This is a genomic window from Agrobacterium tumefaciens (assembly GCF_013318015.2).
In the GTDB taxonomy this organism is placed as follows: Bacteria; Pseudomonadota; Alphaproteobacteria; order Rhizobiales; family Rhizobiaceae; genus Agrobacterium; species Agrobacterium tumefaciens.
The window spans coordinates 2,271,381-2,293,191 of record NZ_CP115841.1 but is presented as its reverse complement, the minus strand read 5'-3'; the positions used below and the strand labels follow the sequence as shown (position 1 = coordinate 2,293,191).

Annotated in this window: 25 protein-coding genes; 16 read left to right on the top strand and 9 right to left on the bottom strand. The window is 59.4% G+C overall.

Annotation, left to right across the window (positions count from 1 at the left end):
- Nucleotides 1-55 precede the first annotated feature (55 nt).
- A complete protein-coding gene (gene ppa, locus G6L97_RS11275; protein ID WP_003516686.1) occupies nucleotides 56-589 on the top strand; it encodes an inorganic diphosphatase in 534 nt (177 codons plus the stop codon).
- A 14-nt stretch (nucleotides 590-603) separates the two neighbouring features.
- Here ppa and G6L97_RS11270 read toward each other — a convergent pair whose 3' ends face one another.
- Both G6L97_RS11270 and G6L97_RS11265 read right to left on the bottom strand, forming a co-directional pair.
- The gene (locus G6L97_RS11270; protein WP_111782577.1) at nucleotides 604-915 is read right to left on the bottom strand and encodes a DUF167 domain-containing protein; all 312 of its coding nucleotides are present in this window, start codon (nucleotides 913-915) and stop codon (nucleotides 604-606) included.
- The gene (locus G6L97_RS11265) at nucleotides 912-1,202 is read right to left on the bottom strand and encodes a YggT family protein (RefSeq protein ID WP_003516688.1); all 291 of its coding nucleotides are present in this window, start codon (nucleotides 1,200-1,202) and stop codon (nucleotides 912-914) included. The genes G6L97_RS11270 and G6L97_RS11265 overlap by 4 nt, the downstream gene beginning before the upstream one ends.
- Nucleotides 1,203-1,339: 137 nt before the next feature.
- Here G6L97_RS11265 and G6L97_RS11260 point away from each other — a divergent pair, with 137 nt between their 5' ends.
- Complete coding sequence (locus G6L97_RS11260) at nucleotides 1,340-2,572, top strand: MFS transporter (protein ID WP_003516689.1); 1,233 nt, start codon at nucleotides 1,340-1,342, stop codon at nucleotides 2,570-2,572.
- A 12-nt stretch (nucleotides 2,573-2,584) separates the two neighbouring features.
- Here the strand turns inward: G6L97_RS11260 and G6L97_RS11255 are convergent, their stop codons facing one another.
- The 6 genes from G6L97_RS11255 to hemC all read right to left on the bottom strand — a co-directional run bounded on the left by G6L97_RS11255 (nucleotide 2,585) and on the right by hemC (nucleotide 8,609).
- Nucleotides 2,585-3,316, bottom strand: coding sequence for a glutamine amidotransferase (locus G6L97_RS11255; RefSeq protein WP_003516697.1), 732 nt, complete (start codon nucleotides 3,314-3,316; stop codon nucleotides 2,585-2,587).
- Nucleotides 3,306-3,794, bottom strand: a complete 489-nt coding sequence (locus G6L97_RS11250; protein WP_111782578.1) for a tellurite resistance TerB family protein — start codon at nucleotides 3,792-3,794, stop codon at nucleotides 3,306-3,308. Before G6L97_RS11250 ends, G6L97_RS11255 begins: the two co-directional genes overlap by 11 nt.
- Nucleotides 3,795-3,804: 10 nt before the next feature.
- Entirely contained in the window at nucleotides 3,805-5,412 is a 1,608-nt protein-coding gene (locus G6L97_RS11245) for a heme biosynthesis protein HemY (protein ID WP_111782579.1), read from the bottom strand.
- Nucleotides 5,413-5,415: 3 nt separating this feature from the next.
- Nucleotides 5,416-6,861 carry a COG4223 family protein gene (locus tag G6L97_RS11240; RefSeq protein ID WP_174002920.1) on the bottom strand — a complete coding sequence of 482 codons (1,446 nt, stop codon included), beginning with the start codon at nucleotides 6,859-6,861 and terminating at the stop codon, nucleotides 5,416-5,418.
- A 73-nt stretch (nucleotides 6,862-6,934) separates the two neighbouring features.
- Nucleotides 6,935-7,675, bottom strand: a complete 741-nt coding sequence (locus G6L97_RS11235) for a uroporphyrinogen-III synthase (protein ID WP_111782581.1) — start codon at nucleotides 7,673-7,675, stop codon at nucleotides 6,935-6,937.
- Nucleotides 7,676-7,679: 4 nt separating this feature from the next.
- Nucleotides 7,680-8,609, bottom strand: a complete 930-nt coding sequence (gene hemC, locus G6L97_RS11230; RefSeq protein WP_111782582.1) for a hydroxymethylbilane synthase — start codon at nucleotides 8,607-8,609, stop codon at nucleotides 7,680-7,682.
- A gap of 73 nt (nucleotides 8,610-8,682) precedes the next feature.
- Between hemC and tsaD the strand changes: the two genes are divergently transcribed.
- The 5 genes from tsaD (at nucleotide 8,683) to G6L97_RS11205 (ending at nucleotide 12,245) form a co-directional block, all read left to right on the top strand.
- The gene (gene tsaD / locus G6L97_RS11225) at nucleotides 8,683-9,780 is read left to right on the top strand and encodes a tRNA (adenosine(37)-N6)-threonylcarbamoyltransferase complex transferase subunit TsaD (RefSeq protein WP_111782583.1); all 1,098 of its coding nucleotides are present in this window, start codon (nucleotides 8,683-8,685) and stop codon (nucleotides 9,778-9,780) included.
- Entirely contained in the window at nucleotides 9,780-10,763 is a 984-nt protein-coding gene (locus G6L97_RS11220; RefSeq protein ID WP_013636892.1) for an NAD(P)H-dependent glycerol-3-phosphate dehydrogenase, read from the top strand. Before tsaD ends, G6L97_RS11220 begins: the two co-directional genes overlap by 1 nt.
- A gap of 86 nt (nucleotides 10,764-10,849) precedes the next feature.
- The gene (locus G6L97_RS11215) at nucleotides 10,850-11,143 is read left to right on the top strand and encodes a YciI-like protein (protein ID WP_003516711.1); all 294 of its coding nucleotides are present in this window, start codon (nucleotides 10,850-10,852) and stop codon (nucleotides 11,141-11,143) included.
- A 6-nt stretch (nucleotides 11,144-11,149) separates the two neighbouring features.
- Complete coding sequence (locus tag G6L97_RS11210) at nucleotides 11,150-11,593, top strand: EVE domain-containing protein (protein ID WP_003516712.1); 444 nt, start codon at nucleotides 11,150-11,152, stop codon at nucleotides 11,591-11,593.
- 7 nt (nucleotides 11,594-11,600) lie between these two features.
- Complete coding sequence (locus tag G6L97_RS11205) at nucleotides 11,601-12,245, top strand: class I SAM-dependent methyltransferase (protein WP_111782584.1); 645 nt, start codon at nucleotides 11,601-11,603, stop codon at nucleotides 12,243-12,245.
- A 5-nt stretch (nucleotides 12,246-12,250) separates the two neighbouring features.
- Here the strand turns inward: G6L97_RS11205 and G6L97_RS11200 are convergent, their stop codons facing one another.
- Entirely contained in the window at nucleotides 12,251-12,619 is a 369-nt protein-coding gene (locus G6L97_RS11200) for a hypothetical protein (protein WP_019566047.1), read from the bottom strand.
- Nucleotides 12,620-12,925: 306 nt separating this feature from the next.
- On the opposite strand from G6L97_RS11200, the gene sdhC reads away from it, so the two are divergent.
- The 9 genes from sdhC to sucD all read left to right on the top strand — a co-directional run bounded on the left by sdhC (nucleotide 12,926) and on the right by sucD (nucleotide 21,740).
- Nucleotides 12,926-13,318 carry a succinate dehydrogenase, cytochrome b556 subunit gene (gene sdhC / locus G6L97_RS11195; RefSeq protein WP_013636889.1) on the top strand — a complete coding sequence of 131 codons (393 nt, stop codon included), beginning with the start codon at nucleotides 12,926-12,928 and terminating at the stop codon, nucleotides 13,316-13,318.
- A 14-nt stretch (nucleotides 13,319-13,332) separates the two neighbouring features.
- Nucleotides 13,333-13,713: a succinate dehydrogenase, hydrophobic membrane anchor protein gene (gene sdhD, locus G6L97_RS11190; protein WP_003516716.1), complete on the top strand. Its 381-nt coding sequence runs from the start codon at nucleotides 13,333-13,335 to the stop codon at nucleotides 13,711-13,713.
- A gap of 7 nt (nucleotides 13,714-13,720) precedes the next feature.
- Nucleotides 13,721-15,562, top strand: coding sequence for a succinate dehydrogenase flavoprotein subunit (sdhA, locus tag G6L97_RS11185; RefSeq protein WP_013636888.1), 1,842 nt, complete (start codon nucleotides 13,721-13,723; stop codon nucleotides 15,560-15,562).
- A gap of 15 nt (nucleotides 15,563-15,577) precedes the next feature.
- Complete coding sequence (locus tag G6L97_RS11180) at nucleotides 15,578-16,357, top strand: succinate dehydrogenase iron-sulfur subunit (RefSeq protein ID WP_111782585.1); 780 nt, start codon at nucleotides 15,578-15,580, stop codon at nucleotides 16,355-16,357.
- 205 nt (nucleotides 16,358-16,562) lie between these two features.
- A complete protein-coding gene (locus tag G6L97_RS11175; RefSeq protein ID WP_003516719.1) occupies nucleotides 16,563-17,105 on the top strand; it encodes a protease inhibitor Inh/omp19 family protein in 543 nt (180 codons plus the stop codon).
- Nucleotides 17,106-17,192: 87 nt separating this feature from the next.
- Complete coding sequence (gene zapE / locus G6L97_RS11170; RefSeq protein WP_013636887.1) at nucleotides 17,193-18,356, top strand: cell division protein ZapE; 1,164 nt, start codon at nucleotides 17,193-17,195, stop codon at nucleotides 18,354-18,356.
- A gap of 176 nt (nucleotides 18,357-18,532) precedes the next feature.
- On the top strand, nucleotides 18,533-19,495 hold the full coding sequence (mdh, locus tag G6L97_RS11165) for a malate dehydrogenase (protein WP_003516723.1): 963 nt from the start codon (nucleotides 18,533-18,535) through the stop codon (nucleotides 19,493-19,495).
- A 131-nt stretch (nucleotides 19,496-19,626) separates the two neighbouring features.
- Nucleotides 19,627-20,820 (top strand): ADP-forming succinate--CoA ligase subunit beta, encoded by a 1,194-nt coding sequence (gene sucC, locus G6L97_RS11160; protein WP_003516725.1) that lies wholly within the window; start codon nucleotides 19,627-19,629, stop codon nucleotides 20,818-20,820.
- A gap of 17 nt (nucleotides 20,821-20,837) precedes the next feature.
- Complete coding sequence (gene sucD, locus G6L97_RS11155; protein ID WP_003516727.1) at nucleotides 20,838-21,740, top strand: succinate--CoA ligase subunit alpha; 903 nt, start codon at nucleotides 20,838-20,840, stop codon at nucleotides 21,738-21,740.
- Nucleotides 21,741-21,811 lie beyond the last annotated feature (71 nt).

Below are 21,811 nucleotides of genomic sequence, written 5' to 3'. Positions count from 1 at the left end.
GGCGACTTTCCCAGTATCGAAAACCAAATCCAACCCCGTCGAATGAGGGAAGCGAATGCGTATCGATGCAATTTCCATTGGCAAGAATCCGCCGGAAGACGTGAATGTTATTGTCGAGGTGCCGGTTGGCGGCCAGCCGATCAAGTACGAGATGGACAAGGACGCCGGTGCGCTGATCGTCGATCGCTTCCTCTACACGCCGATGACCTATCCGGGTAACTATGGCTTCGTGCCGCACACGCTTTCCGACGATGGCGACCCGATCGACGTTCTTATCTGCAATACCCGCCCGCTGGTTCCCGGCTGCGTGATCAATGTGCGCCCCATCGGCGTCATGATCATGGAAGACGACGGCGGCAAGGACGAGAAGATCCTCGCCGTTCCGGTTCCGAAGCTGACGCGCCGTTACGACAAGGTCCACAACTACACCGACCTGCCGGAAATCACGCTGAAGCAGATCGAGCACTTCTTCGAGCACTACAAGGATCTGGAGCCCGGCAAGTGGGTGAAGATGGGCGGTTGGCAGGATGTCGACGTTGCCAAGAAGCTGATCGTCGAAGCCATCGAGCGCTACAAGACGCAGGGCTGATTTCAGCCGTTGCTTTAGACTCCCAGCTTTCTAAAAAGCTTTTCGAAATCCTCCGGGTCGGTATCGATCCGGAGGATTTTTTTACGCGCTGTTTCACCTGAAATGAAGGTGATGGACGATTGGGGCAGTCCGAGTTTTTTCGCCAGCAAAATGACCAGGGCCTTGTTCGCCTTGCCGCCTTCAGGCACTGCGCTGACGCGGGCCTTTAGATGGGCATTTCCGGCAGCATCCTGCTCCACGCCGTCAATGGCATCGCGTCCCCCGTTCGGGGTGAGGCGAACGGACAGGCGTATGTGATCGCCGTGTCTTTGCCAGAGGTCGCTCAAGCGACCATGGGATAGAGCGTATTCCACATGAAGGAGCGGATGAAGAAGATGATCAGCAGCAGGATGATCGGCGAAATATCGATGCCGCCGAGATTAGGCAGAATGCTACGGATTGGGCGCAGAACCGGCTCGGTGACGTTGACCAGAAAGCTGCCGATGGCATTCACGAACTGGTTGCGGGAGTTGATGACGTTGAAGGCGTAAAGCCAGGAAAAAATGGCGCTGGCGATCAGCACCCACGTATAGAGGTTCAAAGCCAGATCGATGGTCTGAAACAGGGCAAGCATCAATATCTCCGTATCTTGATTGCAAGACATTTAGACATTCGCTCGTGAACCGGCAAGTGTTGCGCCTATAGGGCTGGCGATTCTTGTCGTATCGCTCTATTGCAGACTTCTCATATTGTCTCGAGAGCACCCAGCCGATGTCCCTGCCTTCTGCCGAAAACCGCTTCGGTGCATTCCGGCATAGTTCCTATCGCCGTTTTTTCAGCGCCCGGTTTTTTTCGGCCTTCGCAATCCAGATCGTCAGCGTTTCCGTGGGCTGGCAGATGTATGAGGTCACCGGCAATGCCTTTTATCTCGGCTTGATCGGTCTTTTCCAGTTTCTGCCATCGCTGCTTTTGATCCTTGTCACTGGAACGGTGGCGGACAGGCACAATCGCCGGCGCATTATGGCCGTATGCCTTCTGATCGCGGCCGGTTGCGCGGCGGCTCTGCTTGGCCTGACGCTGGCACACAGCTTTTCTCCCTGGCCGGTCTTTGCCATTCTCGTCGTGTTCGGCATAGAGCGGGCTTTCATGGGGCCGGCGGTGCAATCGCTGGCTCCCAATCTTGTGCCTGTCGAGGATTTGCCGAACGCTATCGCCTGGAACTCCTCTTCATGGCAGATGGCGTCCATTCTTGGCCCTGTCGCCGGTGGCCTGCTTTATGGTCTCGGCGCTTCCGTGGCCTATAGCGTGGCGCTCGTGCTGTTCATCGTGTCCGCTATGCTGGCGGTGACGATCCGCAAACCGGAGCAACGGGGTCCGGCGAAAGCGATCAGCCTCGAGACAATGCTGGCCGGGTTCAAATTCATCTCGCAGGAAAAAGTGGTTCTCGGCGCCATCTCGCTCGATCTTTTTGCCGTGTTGCTCGGCGGCGCTGTCGCCCTGATGCCGATTTTCGCCAAGGAAGTGCTGACACTCGGGCCTTGGGGGCTTGGGCTTCTGCGCGCGGCACCCGGTATCGGCGCCATAACCGTCGCGGTCATTCTGGCGTTCAGGCCCATCCGCCACCATGCCGGCCTGCTGATGTTCGTCGGTGTCGGGTTTTTCGGCATTTCCACCGTGGTGTTCGGACTTTCTCAAACCGCATGGGTGTCCATTGCCGCTTTGGTAGTCATGGGCGCATCGGACATGGTGTCGGTTTATGTGCGGGAAACGTTGATTGCGCTCTGGACGCCGGATGAGGTGCGCGGGCGCGTGAATGCGGTGAACATGGTGTTTGTCGGGGCGTCCAACGAGCTGGGCGAGTTCCGCGCCGGCACCATGGCCCATGTCGTCGGGGCCGTGCCAGCCGTCGTCATCGGCGGGGCGGGCACGCTTGCGGTTGCGGTCATCTGGGCACTCGGCTTTTCGAAGCTGCGCAGGATCGATAATCTCGACGCACCACGCTGACGCTGACGCGCCTCAGCGCTGCGGTTTGCCTTCGAAAACCAGATCAAGGAAATTGCCAAGCCAGGACCGGAGCGGTGTGTCGAACAACATGCGCCCCTCCAGATGCTGGCTGCCGACCTGCGCATTGGGCATGCCGAAACGCTGTGCGCCACGCACCACCCAGCTGTGCATCATCGCGCGGGTCAGTTCTGCGTGAAACTGAAGGCCCCAGGCGTTTTTTCCGTATCGGTAAGCCTGGTTGGGATAGGTTTCGCCCGATGCCAGAAGCTCCGCTCCCCGCGGCAAATCGAACCCTTCGCGGTGGAAATGATAGACCATCTTCGGCCAATGCGGCATCAGCAATCGCCCGTGTTCGGTCGCATGAAGCGGATACCAGCCGATTTCCACCTTGCCTTCACGGTCGGCCTCTACCTTACCACCCAGATGTTTGGACAGCATTTGTGCGCCGAGGCAGATACCGAGAAAGGGTTTGTTTTCCTTCAGCGGCACTTTCAGCCAGTCAATTTCGGCTTTGATATAGTCATGCGGGTCGTTGGCGCTCATCGGGCCGCCGAAGATAATGGCGCCCGCATGTTTCTCCAGCGTTTGCGGCAGATCGTCTCCAAGCGCGGGGCGCCTTATATCTAGCCGATAGCCTTTTTCCACCAGCATCTGGCCGACGCGGCCGGGCGTGGAACGTTCCTGATGCAGGATGACGAGCAGCGAAGGTTGTTTTCTCTGTTGCCTGGAGGGGTCAAACAGCATCGTCTTCGTTTTCGCTTTCTTCAGCGGGTCCGGACCTGGTGGCGGCCTGCTGACGTTGCAGAACCCTGTCGCGCACGGAAACACCGAGTAGATCGGCCACGCGCCAGATCACATGATCTTCCATCTCGCTTCGTTCGCCGTCAGCGTAAACAATATCCCAGAGGATGCCAACAAGCTCCACGCGCTGCTCTTCATCGAGATGGCGGCGGATATCGGTGGTGAATCGGTAATAGTCTACGGCTTCCTTGCCGGCCTCCTGGCCGGCGGCAAGAAGCGCGTCCAGCTTGCCGGCATCGAGATGATAATAGTCGTGGAGGATCTCACGAAGGCGATCACGTTCGCTTTTGGAGACGGTGCCGTCCGCTTCCATCACCTGAAAACAGAGGGCGGCCACCGCGACCCTCAGATCATCGGGGCTGAATTCATCCGCATGCTGGCCAACGAGGTTTTGAATAAACGACTGGATCTGGTTGAACATCGATAGCCTGTCAGAAGAGTTTTAGCCGGGTTTTGGGTTCGGCATCCACGCCGGGTTTCTTGACGCCGGGATCATCCGGTGCACCACCGAAAAATGGCACCGGTTCTGTCTTCGCATCCGCTGGCCTGGCTTCCACCGGAACTTCATTTGTTGCCGGCTTTTTCTCCTTCGGGGCAGATACGTCCGGCTTGACCTCGATGGGTGCGGGTTTCGTCACAACAATGGGCTGAGGTGCCACTTCAACAACGATCGGGGTCGGAGCCTGTTCGGTCCTTGCCGGTGCTGCTGCAATCGCATTTTCGATCGTCAGGTCTTCGACAGGTCCTTCAAGCTGGCCAAAAGGCGCCTTCCACTCGAAGGCATCGAGACGGCCTGTCACGGGCGAAACCGGAAGCCATTTTTCCGAAGTGACACCATCTGCCACCCAGACGGGATCACGCGGTGCGCGCAGCGCCTGCGCCATCCAGTAACGCACCCGCCCCTGATCGCCGGTTTCGGCTTCCTCGATGTCGGCCATCAGCAGGAAGATGCTTTCGCGCGGCTCGATCCGGGCGGCGGCTTCCGCTTTGGCACGCGCCTTGGCAAATTCCTTGGCGTCGAGAGCTGCCTGCGCCACGGCAAACAGGGATTCGATGTTGTTGGGTTTCAGGCTCTCAAGCCGTTCGGCACGTTTAAGGCGATCAATGGCCGTATCGCCGCTGCGCGCCCGAACATAGAGATCGGCGATCTGCGAGTGGGGATCGTTCTTCCATACCGGTTCCAGAACCGCTGCGGCCTTGCGCAGATTGTCTTCGCGCAGATAGGATTTTGCTGCGATCAATGCTGCGGGCACAAGGCTTTTTGCAAGCTTGAGGGCTTGTTTTGCGTCTTCGCGCGCACCCACCGGGTCGCTCTCCAGTTTTTCACCGGCCTTTGCGGTAAGAAGCACAGCTTTCAGCCGCTCAGCCTCGCCGCGTTGGATGACGCCTGCTGCTTTTTGCTGGTCGAGCAGGCGGATCGCGTCATCCCACTCGCCGTTGCGGCAGCGGGTTTCCAGCGTCGCCTGTGCTGCCCAGGGCAGGTAGGGGGCTTTTTCGGCTGCGTCCTCGGCATATTGCTGGGCTGCTTCATGGGCTCCCTGTCGGCGCGCCTCGATGTAAAGGCCGCGAAGGCCAAGTTCGCGGGTTTCAGGATCGCGGGCCATCGCCTCGAATTTGCGCCGCGCCTCGTCATATTTGCCTTCGATGAGGTCGGCCTGCGCATCAAGCAGGTGGATCAGCGGCTCCTGATCAGCGCTGAGAAGCCCCTGCGTGCGGGCCGTCATCTTGCGGGCCAGAATGGCGTTGCCGGCGCCGGCGGCGATGAGGCCGGTGGAGAGCGCCTGATAACCACGGTCGCGCTTGCGGGCGCGAAAATAGCGTCGTGCCGCGTTCGGCGATGTCCATATGGCATTGACGACCCACCAGACCAGCATGACGGCCGCAACCAATGCAGCAACGATGGAGGCGGCGACCATCAGGCTCATTTCGATCAGCTGGCCCTGCCAGACGATTGAGAGGACACCGGGCCTATCCGCCAGCCAGGAGAAACCGAAACCGAGCGCCAGAACGATGAGGACGAAAGTCAGAATTCTGGTCATGCCTTACCCCTGCTTGCCGGTGCTGGTGATGGCGCGGTTTAACGTGCCTCCCACCAGGTTTTCGACCTCGATGCGCGCATCCAGAGATTTTTTATAGTCGGCGGATGCCGTCTTGGCGGCCTCGGGAAGCCCATTCCATTCAAGTGCCGCACCCTGCAGATCTCCGTTGCGCAACTTGTTTTCCATGCGCGCGATCATGGCGTCGGGGGTCTCGCCTTCGATGTTTCCGACGGGGCGGACCTTCACCAGCGAAAAGGCGCTTTCCGTCAGACGTTCCATGATGCCCTGATTGGGGTCGGGCCGATTGATCGCCGAGAGCATCGCATTCGCAACGTCGGGGAATTTCTGCATCAGCTCCGAGCGCGACGGCACGCCGGTTGCGGCGAAAGACTGCAAGGATGCGATTGCCGGATCGTCCGGGGTTACCTTGGACAATGTGTCGAGTTCAGTGAGGAACGGCCCACCGCGATCGATCGCGGCTTTCAGTGCAGCCGACGCAATGGCGCGGGCGACTTCTATATCGTCGCGCGGTTCATTGATCTTCGTTTCCGCGTCAGTCAGGCGGCGTGTCAGCTCCGCCGTTGCCGAGGCCTGCGCGGAACGCTCTGACGTGAGCGCGGATTCCAGCGCGGTTATTTTTTCCGAAAGTGCGTCCACCTGCGGGGCTTCGCCCTTTGCGCCCTCAAGAGCGGCGATGCGCTGTTCCAGCGCCGAGGTATCCCCTCCTGCCGCGGGAACATTGGCGAGCTGCTGACGCAGGCTCCCTAGCTCGGTTCTCAATGCGGCAATCTCATCGCTTCCGGTCTTGCTCACATTAAACGAGGGCAGAATGCCGGCATATTGCATGCTGCCAGCAGCTGCGAGCGCCACGAGGCCACCCACGATACCCGCCGCGATCACACCGGAGGCTGCCGCCTGTTTGCGCTCTGATTGCTGTGGCGTGGATGGCTTGGCCGGTCCGGAGGATGGCTTCCCTGTCGATGGCTTTGCACCAGTAGTCGCGCTTCCGGATGCTGCGGACGACGATGTGGAAGCAAAAGTCGCAGGCTTCGCGCTCGCCGCGGAAGCGGAAGCAGCGCTTGCGTCAGTCGTCGCGCTGGTCACCGGTTTCGCTTCGGCTTTTGGCGAAGCTGTCTCGGGCTGTTTGTCGGCAGGTTTTTCCACCTGGGGCTTGCCGGTTGCCGGTTCCGCCTTGTGAACGTTCGGTGCAGGCTCCATGGGTGTTTTATGCGTCTGTACCCAGACGGGAGCCGGGCTGGACGTTTCGGCTGCTTCTGGCTTGGGAGGAACGTTTGGCTGAGCTGCTGCCGGTGTCGTCTCGCCGGTCTTGTCATCAGTCTTCGCAGCATCCACGTCGGCGGAAATTGCTTTCACGTCTTTTGCGTCCAGGTCGATGGTGACCGGTTCGGCGTTTGACTTGGAGTGGCGTGGCGGCTTTCCCGATACCATGACAACCTCATTTCTGCCTGCAATAGTCTAAACCTAGTCAGTGACGGCGGCAAAGGAAAGAGGCGAGCCTGAATTAGGTTCCAGACTTTCGGTGGAGAAGTTCAAACATGGCTGCCTCGTTTGCCCCTTCGGCGGCTGCGGCGTTCGCGCGGAAGATTTCCGGAACCAGTGAAAGCACATTGCGGCTGATGCAGACGAATTGTGTGGTGGTCAGCGCCGCCACATATTTTTCCGACGATGCGTGGCGGAAAAAGGCCCGTGCGGCTTCCGACGAATAGAGCAGGACCACATCGGCAGCTGTCTTCACAAGCGCTGTTTCGAGCATATCGTCTGAAAGATCTGACGGCTGCATTTCGTAACACTCGACGGTCCGGAAGGAAATTCGCGCAGCGGCAATGCCGTCCTCGAACACGTCGCCTCGCGGTGTGCCGGCAAGATAGAGCAATGGATCTGTGCTCTCCGTTAGGGGGCGATGCTCCGAGACAAGCCCCGCGAGAGCCACCGCATCGCCAGATCCGGTGAGGATGTTTTGGAAGCCGATTTCCCTCGCCGCTTCCGCCGTCGCCTCGCCGACGGCAAAAAGCGGTTTCGAAAGATGGGGCGCAAGTCGGTGGCGGAAATCTCTAAGCGCCCGCAAGGCCTCGGCGCTGGTCACGGCGATGGCCGACAGCGGCTCCGATAGCGCTGATATTGCGCGCTCGCCGTGGTGGACGGGATGAAACAGCGGAAGAAGCACCGGCTCGTGACCGAGGGCTTCAAGCTTTGCGGCCGTCTTTTCGCCCGAACGAAGCGGCCGGGTGACGACGATCCGCATCGGCTCAGCTCCAGCCGTCGAAGAAGTTGCTGCCTGCCCTGGCGCGCACGTCTTCACCGGCCTTGCGACCCAAGTCCTCGGCATCCTTGCGAGCACCGGAAATCTCGACGCTGTGGCTCGTCTGTCCATCCGGTGTGAGGATCAGGCCGGAGAAATGAAGTTCCTCGCCGTGGCAGGTAGCAAAGCCTGCAATCGGGGTGCGACATGAACCATCGAGGGCGGCCAGAAAGGCGCGCTCGCAGGTAACGGCATCGTAGGTGGGTATGTCGTTGATAGGTGAAAGCAACTCGTCCATGCGTGTGTCGCCAATACGACTTTCGACGCAGATCGCGCCCTGCGCGGGGGCTGGTGGAAAATCCTTCGGGTCGAGAATGTCCGTCGGGACGTTCTCCATGCCCAGCCGTTTCAGGCCGGCAAAGGCGAGAAGCGTGGCATCCGCCTGGCCTTCCTTCAGTTTGCGCAGGCGGGTTTCGACCTGTCCGCGAAAGATGATGACGCTCAGGTCGGGACGCAGGCGGCGGATCAGCGCTTGGCGGCGCAAGGATGCGGAGCCGACAACGGCGCCCTGCGGTAGTTCCAGAAGCTTTGGTGCGGTGCGACCAATGAAGGCGTCGCGCATATCCTCGCGCGGCAGGAAAGCGGAAAGATAAAGGCCCTTCGGCAAAACGGTCGGCATGTCCTTGGAGGAATGCACGGCAATATCGAGCTCGCCGGAAAGAAGTTGGCTCTCCAGTTCTTCCGTGAACAGACCCTTGCCGCCGATCTCCGACAAAGCGCGGTCGGTTATCCGGTCACCCTTGGTGGAAAGCACGACGATTTCGAACATATCTTCCGGCAGACCGTGTGCCGACATCAGCCGGTTACGGGTCTCGTAAGCCTGTGCGAGCGCCAGAGGGCTGCCGCGCGTGCCGATTCGGAAAGGTTTTGTTTGCATCCGCGTCTATCCATTGTTACCGGAGTTGTCTTAGACCAACTCAGCGCATGATCGCAATGAACGAACAGAATTGATGACCCGCTTTCTTCGTATCCTCGGCATAGAGACAAGCTGTGACGAAACCGCTGCATCCATTGTGGTTCGGCATGCGGACGGACGTGGCGAGATCGTGTCCGACGTCGTTTTGTCGCAGCTTGAGGAACACAGCGCCTATGGCGGCGTGGTGCCCGAAATTGCTGCCCGCGCCCATGTCGAGGCGCTGGACACGCTGGTGGAAGAAGCGCTGGAACAGGCGGGTGTCACCCTTGCGGACGTCGATGCCATCGCGGCCACATCCGGCCCCGGCCTCATTGGCGGTCTGCTGGTGGGCCTGATGACCGGCAAGGCGATTGCGAAGGCTGCAGACAAGCCGCTTTACGCCATCAACCATCTCGAAGGCCATGCGCTGACGGCGCGTCTGACCGACGGTCTTTCCTTCCCCTATCTGATGCTGCTGGTCTCCGGCGGCCACACCCAGCTCGTGCTGGTTCGCGGTGTGGGTGAATACGAGCGCTGGGGTACGACCATTGATGACGCGCTTGGGGAAGCCTTCGACAAGACTGCGAAGCTTCTGGGATTGCCCTATCCCGGCGGGCCTGCGGTTGAAAAGGCAGCAGCGAAAGGCAACCCTGACCGTTTTGCACTGCCGCGCCCGATGGTCGGCGAGACGAGACTCGATTTTTCCTTCTCCGGTCTGAAGACAGCGGTGCGGCAGGCGGCAACCGCGATCGCTCCGCTTTCGGATCAGGATATTGCCGATATCTGCGCCTCCTTCCAGAAGGCGGTGTCACGCACGCTCAAGGACCGTATCGGTCGTGGCCTTGCCCGCTTTAAGGAAGAGTTTCCGAATCTCGAGACGGAGCCCGCTTTGGTCGTGGCCGGCGGCGTTGCCGCCAATACGGAAATCCGCCAGACCCTCCAGGCGCTTTGTGATGCCCACGGGTTCCGCTTTGTCGCACCGCCGCACCGGCTCTGCACCGACAATGCCGCGATGATTGCCTGGGCCGGTCTGGAGCGGATGGCATGCGGCCGGGAACCCGATGCGCTGGAGATCGCGCCGCGCTCGCGCTGGCCGCTTGATGGCAGCGCGGAGACATTGATCGGTTTCGGCAAAAGGGGAGCCAAGGCCTGATGCAGCGGGAGAAAATCGTCGTCATCGGCGCTGGCGCCTTCGGAACCGCGCTCGCCGTCGTCATCGCGCTGGAGAACCGGCATGACGTGACCCTGCTCGGCCGTGATGCGTCCCTGATGGCCGATCTTAGGGCTGATCGTATTCACGAGGCTGTCCTGCCGGGTGTAGACCTGCCGGATGCGCTGGAATTTTCCGTTGAGCCGGATGTGCTGGCCGATGCAGGCATCGTGTTGTTTGCCATGCCCTCTCAGGCCCATGCCGATGCGGCGCGCCATTACGGTCCTTATCTGGCTAACGATTGTATCATCGTTACCTGCGCCAAGGGCATCGACCGGGTGTCCGGCCGGCTGCTGACGGAACTTCTGGAAGCGGAACTGCCGCATCATCCAATCGCCGTTCTCTCCGGTCCGGGTTTTGCGGCCGATATCGCGCGCGGACTGCCGACGGCGATGGCGATAGCGGCGGAAGACGCTGTCATCGCCGAGCGGCTGGCGACCACGATTTCCGGCAGAACCTTCAGGCTTTATGCCTCGACCGACCGCACGGGCGTGCAGCTTGGCGGCGCGCTGAAGAATGTGCTCGCCATTGCCGCCGGCATCGTGGAAGGTGCGGGCCTCGGCGATTCCGCACGGGCGGCGTTGATTTCGCGGGGGCTTGCCGAGATGTCGCGTCTGGTCGTTGCCATGGGCGGCAAGGCCGATACCGTGCGCGGTCTTTCCGGCCTCGGCGATCTCGTGCTGACCGCCACAAGCCACCAGTCGCGAAACCTGCGTTTCGGCATCGCGCTTGGCCGGGGCGAAGGCAAGGACATGTCCGGCGGGCTGGTGGAGGGCGCCTTTGCGGCAGCCGTTGCCGCCCGGCTCGGCGAACATCACGCTGTCGATATGCCGGTGACCGAGGCGGTTGCGGCCATCATCGACGGCAATCTGGACGTGGCGAGCGCCATGCAACAATTGATGACAAGGCCCATCACCACTGAATGAGTGTGGCCTTCGAATAGTTTTTACGCATGTCCTGGTCCCAAAACCGCTTACACTTTTGGGAGGCATGCGCCAGCGAGGAGACGAAAATGCTGTTTGCCTTTATCTGCAAAGACAAGCCCGGCCATCTGAACGTGCGCATGGACACGCGCCCGGCTCATCTGGAGCACCTGAACAAGTTGAACGCCGAAGGCACGCTGAAGATTGCCGGACCGTTTCTGGATGCCGAAGGCAAGCCGAATGGCAGCCTTGTCATCGTGGAAGCTGCCGACATCGATGCGGCCAAGGCCCTTGCCGATGCCGATCCCTATGCAAAGGCCGGCCTGTTCGAAAGCGTGGATGTGAAGCCCTATAACTGGGTCTTCAACAATCCGGGGGCGTGACCGGCCATGGCGAATTACTGGCTTTACAAGTCTGAGCCGTTCAAATGGTCCTGGGAAATGCAGAAGGCCAAGGGCGAGGCTGGCGAAGAATGGACCGGCGTGCGCAATTATCAGGCCCGCAACAACATGCGCGCCATGAAAATCGGCGACAAGGGTTTTTTCTACCACTCGAATGAAGGGCTTGATGTCGTCGGCATCGTGGAAGTCTGCGCCCTTTCGCACCCGGATTCGACCGCAGAGGGCGATCTGAAGTGGGATTGCGTGGATATCCGCGCCGTTTGCGACATGCCGAAACCTGTTTCGCTGAAGGATGTGAAGGCCAATCCGAAACTCGAAAAGATGTCGCTGGTCACCTCCATGCGGCTTTCGGTGCAGCCGGTGACGGAAGAGGAGTATCTCGAAGTCTGCCGCATGGGTGGCCTTTCCAATCCACCGAAATCTCCGGACTGAGCTTTCGGTGAGGACCGATCCCGAACGCTTCATTCTCGACAATACCGGCATCATGCATCCACCACATGTGCCGGAATTGCGCCTTCATCTTGCGACCGAAGCACATGAGCTGTGGCTGAAGACGGAGGAGGAGTTGGAGGAGATCGGCCTGCCGCCGCCATTCTGGGCTTTCGCCTGGGCTGGTGGACAGGGGCTTGCCCGCTACGTTCTCGATCATCCTGAAAGTGTCTCCGGCAAGCGTGTGCTGGATTTCGCCAGCGGTTCCGGACTGGTCGCCATTGCCGCCGTAAAGGCGGGCGCCGCGGCTGTTGTCGCCGCCGATATCGATCCGTGGACGGAAACGGCCATTCGGCTGAATGCGGCTCTCAATGGTGTGGCCATCGATTTTACCGTCCGCAATCTGGTTGGGACGCCGGTTGAGGCGGATGTTCTGCTGGCGGGCGACGTGTTTTATGATCGCGCCTTTGCCGATCTCCTCGTGCCTTGGTTTCTGGAACTGGCGGATAGGGGCGTGACCGTACTCGTCGGCGATCCAGGGCGGGCCTACCTGCCCAAACAGCGCCTTTACGCCGAGGCAACCTATCAGGTGCCGGTGACGCGGGCCCTGGAGGACAGTGAAGTCAAAAAGACCACCGTCTGGCGTTTTGTCTGATTATATCAGGGCCTGATGATGCAGACGCCGTGCTGGTAATCGCAGGCGTCGCCTGTCGTTTCGGCGCGGACGTTGATGATTTTCGCCTTCGGTGCCAGCTGCGCGCCCATATTGACGGTTGCGCCTTGTCGCGAAAGCCCACCATTGATCGCGAAATAATTGCCGTTCCCGCGGACTCTCAAGGCGGATATTCCACCCACATAAGTGCCGCCGGAAAGCGTGGAGGGCAGTCCGTCCGTGGAGAAGCTCAACTGTGACTGACGATGCTGATAATGGTGGCGACTATAAAAATCACCTGCCGCAGCAGGAGGCAGTGCCGTGAAAATAATGCCTGCAGTCATCACCGCCAGAGCTGCGATTCGACGCTGTAACATGAGCCTCATTCTCCGGATTTTTTCGGTTAACGAATAGTAAATTACATGATTTCGAAATTACGTAAAGGTAAATATTTTGAAGGCGTAAATCTTGGAAATGCTCGTTTTTTTATTTTCGAGCAAAAAAATTCCAAAAAAAATTCGTGAACCAATCGATTAAATTGGAATCGGTCATGAAATGTGCTTGTCGTGATGCTCCCATGTGATTAAACGTCGCGGTTGGTGCAATGCACATTCTTTCGTCATGTGCTGTTGCTTGGGGGCGCCCGATCTGACGGGTGCACGGGAAAACGCCGCGAGGTTCTGATGGCGAACGTGACAAATAACCGGCCTCTGTCGCCGCATCTTCAAATTTACAAGCCGATTCCGACGATGGTCGCATCCATCGTGCACCGCATCACGGGTGCGGCGCTTTATTTCGGAACGCTTCTTGTCGCCTGGTGGCTTATTGCACTTGCTTCCGGCCCTGCCTATTACGACTGGGTCAGCTGGGCAATGGGTACGATCATCGGCAAGCTTATCCTGATCGGATATACCTGGGCTCTCGTTCACCACATGCTGGGCGGCCTTCGCCACTTCATGTGGGATCTCGGCCATGGCTTCGAGAAGAACTTCAACACGAAACTCGCCAAGGCGACCTTTGTAGCGTCGATCTGTCTGACCGCGCTGATCTGGGTCATCGCCCTGATCGTGCGCTAAGGAGATAGCCTGTCATGGATATGCGTACACCTCTCGGAAAGGTTCGTGGCCTCGGCTCCGCCAAGGAAGGCACCGACCATTTCTGGCGCCAGCGCCTTACGGCCGTCGCCAACGTGCCCTTGCTGATCTTCTTCGTGGTCTTTCTCATCAAATATGCCGGCGCTCCCTATCCGGAAGTTGCGGCGGCGCTTTCCAACCCTCTCGTTGCGGTCATCATGGGTCTGGTGCTGGTTTCCGGCCTCATTCACATGAAGCTCGGCATGCAGGTCATCATCGAAGACTACGTTCACGGCGAGGTTTCGAAGCTCGTTCTTCTGATGCTCAATACGTTTTTCGCGGTTCTCATTGGCGGTCTTTGCATCTTCGCCATTCTGAAAATCGCATTCGCAGGATAAATCGGCCATGGCATCGATCAGTTCACCTTCCCAGAATGGCAAGGCTTACACCTACGTCGATCACTCCTATGACGTGATCGTGGTGGGCGCCGGCGGCGCGGGTCTGCGCGCAACGCTCGGCATGGCGGAACAGGGGTTCCGCACGGCCTGCATCACCAAGGTTTTCCCGACGCGCTCCCACACGGTCGCGGCGCAGGGCGGTATCGCCGCTTCTCTCACCAACATGACACCCGACTGTTGGCAGTGGCACCTTTACGACACCGTAAAGGGCTCCGACTGGCTGGGCGACGTCGACGCGATGCAATATCTCGCCATGGAAGCGCCGAAAGCGGTCTATGAGCTGGAGCATTACGGCGTGCCCTTCTCGCGCAATGCCGAAGGCAAGATCTACCAGCGCCCGTTTGGCGGCCACATGCAGAACTACGGCGAAGGCCCGCCGGTGCAGCGCACCTGTGCCGCTGCCGACCGTACCGGCCACGCCATTCTGCACACGCTTTATGGCCAGTCGCTGCGCAATAATGCGGAATTCTTCATCGAATATTTCGCGCTCGACCTCATTATGGCGCCCGATGGCCGCTGCACCGGCGTCGTGGCGTGGAACCTCGATGACGGCACGATCCATCGCTTCTCCGCCAAGATGGTGGTGCTGGCGACCGGTGGTTACGGCCGCGCCTATTTCTCGGCAACGTCTGCCCATACCTGCACCGGCGACGGCGGCGGTATGATCGCACGTGCCGGCCTGCCGCTTCAGGATATGGAATTCGTTCAGTTCCACCCGACCGGCATTTACGGCGCTGGCTGCCTGATCACCGAAGGCGCGCGCGGCGAGGGCGGTTATCTCGTCAACTCCGAAGGCGAGCGCTTCATGGAGCGTTATGCTCCTTCGGCGAAGGACCTTGCTTCGCGTGACGTGGTATCTCGCTGCATGACCATGGAAATCCGCGAGGGTCGTGGCGTCGGCAAGAACAAGGACCATATCTTCCTGCATCTCGATCACCTTGATCCGGCGATCCTGCATGAGCGTCTTCCGGGCATTTCCGAAAGTGCCAAGATTTTCGCCGGCGTTGACGTGACGCGCGAGCCGATCCCGGTCCTGCCGACCGTTCACTACAATATGGGCGGCATTCCGACCAACTATTGGGGCGAAGTGCTGAACGCCAACGCCGAGAACCCGGAACGCATCGCTCCCGGCCTGATGGCCGTTGGCGAAGCCGGTTGCGCCTCGGTTCACGGCGCGAACCGTCTCGGCTCCAACTCGCTGATCGACCTTGTGGTCTTCGGCCGTGCTGCCGCCATCCGTGCAGCCCAGGTCATCGACCGCGATGCGCCGGTTCCGGCTCTCGACACGGCTGCCTGCGACAAGATCATGGATCGCTTCGACAGCCTGCGTTATGCCAACGGCTCGACGCCGACGGCGGTGCTGCGTGACAAGATGCAGCGCGCCATGCAGGACGATGCCGCCGTATTCCGGACACAGGAATCGCTGGAAAGCGGTTGCCAGCGCATTTCCGCCATCTGGAAGGAACTGCCTGACGTCAAGGTCACCGACCGGTCGATGGTCTGGAACTCCGATCTGGTGGAAACGCTCGAGCTGCACAATCTGATGGCCAACGCGATCACCACGGTCTACGGCGCGGAAGCGCGCAAGGAAAGCCGCGGTTCGCATGCCCGCGAGGATTTCGTCGATGGTCCGTTCGGCGGTCGCGACGACGTGAACTGGCGCAAGCACACGCTTGCCTGGGTCAGCCCTGAAGGTGATGTCAAGCTCGACTACCGCCCTGTTCACACCGACCTGATTGCCGACGGCATCGATCCGAAAAAGATCGAGCCGAAGGCTCGCGTCTACTGATTTGAGGAACTGGATATGGTTGAACTCGCTCTCCCCAAGAATTCCCAGATCAGCGAAGGCAAAGTCTGGCCGAAGCCGGATGGTGCCAAGAACGTTCGCGAATACCGGATCTATCGCTGGAACCCGGATGATGGCCAGAACCCGCGCATCGATACCTATTATATCGATATCGACGATTGCGGGCCGATGGTTCTCGATGCGCTGCTGTACATCAAGAACAATATCGACCCGACGCTGACGCTGCGCCGCTCCTGCCGTGAAGGCATTTGCGGTTCCTGCGCTATGAACATCGACGGCACCAACACGCTCGCCTGCACCAAGGGCATGGAAGAGATCAAGGGAACGGTGAAGGTCTATCCGCTGCCGCATATGCCAGTGGTGAAGGACCTCGTTCCGGACCTATCGAACTTCTACGCGCAGCACCGCTCCATCGAGCCGTGGCTGAAGACGGTTTCGCCGGCGCCTGCCAAGGAATGGAAGCAGAGCCATGAGGACCGCCTGAAGCTCGACGGTCTCTACGAGTGCATTCTGTGCGCCTGCTGCTCCACTTCCTGTCCCAGCTACTGGTGGAACGGCGACCGTTACCTCGGCCCCGCCGTTCTGCTGCAAGCCTATCGCTGGCTGATCGACAGCCGCGACGAAGCGACCGGCGAACGTCTTGATGATCTCGAAGATCCGTTCCGTCTTTATCGCTGCCACACCATCATGAACTGTGCGCAGGCTTGCCCGAAGGGTCTCAACCCGGCCAAGGCGATCGCGGAAATCAAGAAGATGATGGTCGAGCGTCGCGTCTGAAGACGATTCGTTTGGACAGAAAATCTATCGGGCCGCGGTTTGGACTGCGGCCCTTTTTTACAACCGGGCGCGGGAAATTTCGGTAAAAATCGACCGAAATGGTAATTATCCCAGCCATCGCTTGCGCAAGATAAGGCTTTGGTAATAATTCAGCCTTCTTGTTTGATCATGGTCTTTCCGGAAGCGAGAGAATCGGGAGCTTGATATGCAATTCAGATATGTGGTGACGGGTCTTGCGGTTGTAATGAGCCTGGCCGGTTGCCAACGTACCTCCTACGATTACAACAACAACACCAGCAACAATCCCGGTTATACGCCGCCGTTGCAGGCACAGCCGGTTCCCTCCGTTCAGTCTGGCGCCCTGCCGCCACCCGGTGGTGCTTCCGGCAGTCAGTTCCCGTCGGCACCCGCTTCTGCGACGCCTGGCGGCACTGATATGGCGTCGGCCGCTCCGCCGACAACGGCGCTTGATGTCACCAAGGAATCCATGGTCGGCAACTGGCGCGTTTCCAATGGCGGCGCCAATTGCGACATGTTCCTGACGCTTACCAATCTCGGCAGCGGTTCTCGTGGCGGCACGCGTGGCTGCTCCGGCGAACTCACGGCGATGGGGTCATGGGAAGTGTCCGGCAAGATGGTCCTCTTCAAGAACCGTTCCGGCGATACGATCGGCCGCGTCTACAAGAGCGCCGATGCGCGTTTTGACGGCACGACGAATAGCGGCCAGCCGCTGAGCCTCAGCCGATAGAGCATCTCCGGTGCATCCGGATCGCCTCGCCTGTTTCAAGCCATTCCATTCGTCGCGGGCGTCCGTCCGCGACCGGGGCGCTTTTCCATGAAGCCATTGCCTGACTACAACCATAGTGTCGTTGAACAGCTCAACGCATTGACGGCAGCTGGCACCTTGCAGGCGGATGCCGCGCAACGCGGCGTTGCGGCCCACCTCGACCGTATCCTTGCCGATTTGAAAGCGCGCAAACCCGCCAGGAAAAAAAGCGCACTCGGCTGGATGTTCGCTCGCAAGGCTGGCCCGGCCGCCTTCGTCAAGGGACTGTATGTCCATGGCAGCGTTGGCCGCGGCAAGACGATGCTGATGGACATGTTCTACGAGATGGCGCCCGTCTCTTCCAAACGGCGCTGCCATTTTCACGAATTCATGGCTGATGTCCATAATCGCGTGCACGCGCATCGGCAGAAGCTCAAGAATGGCGAAACCAAGCAGGCCGATCCCATTCCTCCAGTGGCAGCCCAGCTTCTGGCGGAAGCGGAGCTTCTTTGCTTCGATGAGTTCACCGTCACGGATATTGCCGATGCGATGATCCTCGCCCGGCTGTTCAGCGAGCTTTTTGCCAATGGCTGCACATTGGTAACAACGTCCAATGTTGTGCCCGACAATCTTTACAAGGACGGGCTTAATCGCGGCCTGTTTCTGCCGTTTGTCGATTTGCTGAAGAAGCATGTGGAAGTGGTGACGCTGGACAGCCCCACCGATTACCGCATGGAAAAGCTGGAAAGCCTGCCGGTCTATGTCACGCCACTCGACGGTGCGGCGGATCAGGCGATGGATATGGCATGGCGGCACATGACCGGCGGCCATCTTGTCGCGCCGACTGAAATACCGATGAAGGGCCGCTCCATTCTGGTGCCGCGCGCCAGCGGCCGTGTGGCCCGCTTTTCCTTCTCCGACCTTTGCGAAAAGCCGCTCGGCGCTTCTGATTTTCTCGCGATAGCCAATCGTTTCGATACAGTCTTCATTGACCACATCCCGTTTCTCAATGCCGACAAACGGAACGAAACCAAGCGTTTTATCATTCTCATAGACGCGCTGTACGATCACAGCGTCCGCCTCTTCGCCTCCGCTGCGGCCATGCCCGAAGACCTGCTCGGCAAGCGCAAGGGCACCGAAGGTTTCGAGTTCGATCGCACCGCCTCGCGCCTGTTTGAGATGCGCAGTGCAGATTATCTGGTGCTCCACCATGAAAAACGGCAGAAAGTTTGACACTTTCGTGACGCATTCTCTTACGTTTACGTAAGAAAATAATGATCTAAACGATTGAAAATATTCATGCCAAAAGAATCTGTTGCCAATTTTGGTCAATGGGGCTAATCGAAGTGCGACAATTTGGCTGCCGGTGGCGTGGTGAAATTGAATTGAAGCTCTAGAGGAAGCATTCGATGGCTCGCAAAAAGATTGCACTTATTGGTTCTGGCATGATCGGCGGCACGCTGGCGCATCTCGCCAGCCTGAAGGAACTGGGCGATATCGTCCTCTTCGATATTGCCGACGGCATCCCGCAGGGCAAAGGTCTGGATATTGCCCAGTCCGGACCGGTTGAAGGTTTCAATGCCAAGCTCACTGGCGCGTCCGACTACGCTGCCATCGAAGGCGCTGATGTCTGCATCGTCACCGCAGGCGTCGCCCGCAAGCCCGGCATGAGCCGCGACGATCTTCTCGGCATCAATCTCAAGGTCATGGAGCAGGTCGGCGCCGGCATCAAGAAATATGCCCCGAACGCTTTCGTCATCTGCATCACCAACCCGCTGGACGCCATGGTCTGGGCGCTTCAGAAGTTCTCCGGTCTTCCGAAGAACAAGGTCGTCGGCATGGCCGGCGTTCTCGACAGCGCTCGCTTCCGCCTGTTCCTCGCCGAAGAGTTCAACGTTTCGGTTCAGGACGTAACGGCATTCGTTCTCGGCGGCCACGGCGATACGATGGTGCCTTTGGCGCGTTACTCCACCGTTGGCGGCATTCCGCTGACCGATCTCGTCAAGATGGGCTGGCTCACCGCCGAGCGTCTCGAAGAGATCATCCAGCGCACCCGCGACGGCGGTGCGGAAATCGTCGGCCTGCTGAAGACCGGCTCGGCCTATTACGCGCCAGCCGCTTCGGCGATCGAAATGGCTGAATCCTACCTCAAGGACAAGAAGCGCGTTCTGCCCGCTGCTGCCCATCTGTCGGGCCAGTACGGCGTGGACGATATGTATGTCGGCGTGCCCACCATCATCGGCGCCGGTGGTATCGAGCGCATCATCGAGATCGAGCTGAACAAGGATGAAGAAGCCGCCTTCCAGAAGTCCGTCGGCGCTGTTGCCGGTCTTTGCGAAGCCTGCATCAACATCGCTCCGTCGCTGAAGTAATAGCCTGACGCATCGGCGCAAAACCGGATTGGATTTTTGGAAGGCACGATGCGTAGATTCAACAGCTTGAAGCGCCCTGCGTCAGATAAGGATGCAGGGCGCTTCAAGCGGCTCCAAACAGGGATTATTCCATGAATATTCACGAATATCAGGCCAAGGCTCTTCTGAAGGGCTATGGTGCGCCGGTCGCTGAAGGCGTCGCCATCCTCAAGGTCGAAGAAGCCGAAGCCGCCGCAAAGCAGCTTCCCGGCCCGCTCTACGTCGTCAAGAGCCAGATTCACGCCGGCGGCCGCGGCAAGGGCAAGTTCAAGGAACTCGGCCCCGACGCCAAGGGTGGCGTTCGTCTCGCAAAGACGATAGAAGAAGTCGTTTCCCACTCGAAGGATATGCTCGGCAACACGCTGGTAACGGCGCAGACGGGCGATGCCGGCAAGCAGGTCAACCGCCTTTACATCGAAGACGGTGCGGACATCGCTCGCGAGCTTTACTGCTCGCTGCTGGTCGATCGCTCGGTCGGTCGCGTTGCTTTCGTGGTTTCCACCGAAGGCGGCATGGATATCGAAGCTGTTGCCCACGACACGCCCGAGAAGATCCACACCATCGCCATCGACCCGGAAAAGGGTGTGAGCGACGCCGACGTTGCCGCGATCTCCAAGGCGCTCGAGCTTGAGGGTGTTGCTGCGGAAGACGCTAAGGCGCTGTTCCCGATCCTCTATAAGGCCTTCAACGAGAAGGACATGGCTCTCCTCGAGGTTAACCCGCTGATCGTCATGGAAAACGGTCATCTGCGCGTTCTCGATGCCAAGATGTCCTTCGACGGCAACGCGCTGTTCCGCCATGACGACGTCAAGGCGCTGCGCGACGAGACCGAAGAAGACGCCAAGGAAATCGAAGCCTCCAAGTGGGACCTCGCTTACGTTGCGCTCGATGGCAACATCGGCTGCATGGTCAATGGTGCCGGTCTCGCCATGGCGACGATGGACATCATCAAGCTTTACGGCAAGGAGCCGGCAAACTTCTGTGACGTCGGCGGCGGCGCCGGCAAGGAGAAGGTTGCTGCAGCTTTCAAGATCATCACTGCTGACCCGAAGGTCGAGGGTATCCTCGTCAACATCTTCGGCGGTATCATGAAGTGCGACGTCATCGCCGAAGGTGTTATCGCCGCGGTGAAGGAAGTCGGTTTGCAGGTTCCGCTCGTTGTTCGCCTCGAAGGCACCAACGTCGAACTTGGCAAGAAGCTCCTGAACGAATCGGGCCTTGCGATTACGGCTGCTGACGACCTGGACGACGCAGCCAAGAAGATCGTCGCGGCGATCAACGGCTAATTGAGGGACCGGAAATAATGTCTATTCTCGTTAATAAAGACACCAAGATCCTCGTTCAGGGTCTGACCGGCAAGACCGGTACCTTCCACACCGAACAGGCGCTTGCTTATTACGGCACGCAGATGGTTGGTGGTATTCACCCGAAGAAGGGTGGCGAAACCTGGACCGGCTCCAAGGGCGAAAGCCTGCCGATCTTCGCAACGGTTGCAGAAGCCAAGGAAAAGACCGGCGCAGACGCATCCGTGATCTATGTTCCGCCGGCAGGTGCAGCCGACGCCATCATCGAAGCCATCGAGGCTGAGATCCCCTTCATCACCTGCATCACCGAAGGTATTCCGGTGATGGACATGGTGCGCGTCAAGGCTCGCCTCGACCGTTCGAACTCGCGCCTGCTCGGTCCCAACTGCCCGGGCATCATGACGCCTGAAGAATGCAAGATCGGCATCATGCCGGGCTCGATCTTCCGCAAGGGTTCGGTCGGTATCGTTTCGCGCTCCGGCACGCTGACCTATGAAGCCGTATTCCAGACATCCAACGAAGGCCTCGGCCAGACGACGGCTGTCGGCATCGGCGGCGACCCGGTCAAGGGCACCGAGTTCATCGACGTGCTGGAAATGTTCCTGGCCGACGAAGCCACGCAGTCGATCATCATGATCGGCGAAATCGGCGGTTCGGCTGAAGAAGATGCGGCACAGTTCCTGATCGACGAAGCCAAGAAGGGCCGCAAGAAGCCGATGGCTGGCTTTATCGCGGGCCGTACGGCTCCGAAGGGCCGCACCATGGGCCACGCCGGCGCTGTCGTTTCCGGCGGCAAGGGCGATGCGGAATCGAAGATCGCAGCGATGGAAGCTGCAGGCATCAAGGTATCGCCTTCCCCGGCGCGCCTCGGCAAGACGCTGGTTGAAGTCCTCAAGGGCTGAGACCACATGAGACCGGTAACGGGCGGTGCGGCTCTAACGCCACGCTGCCCGAAGCCGCAAAGAACGACAGA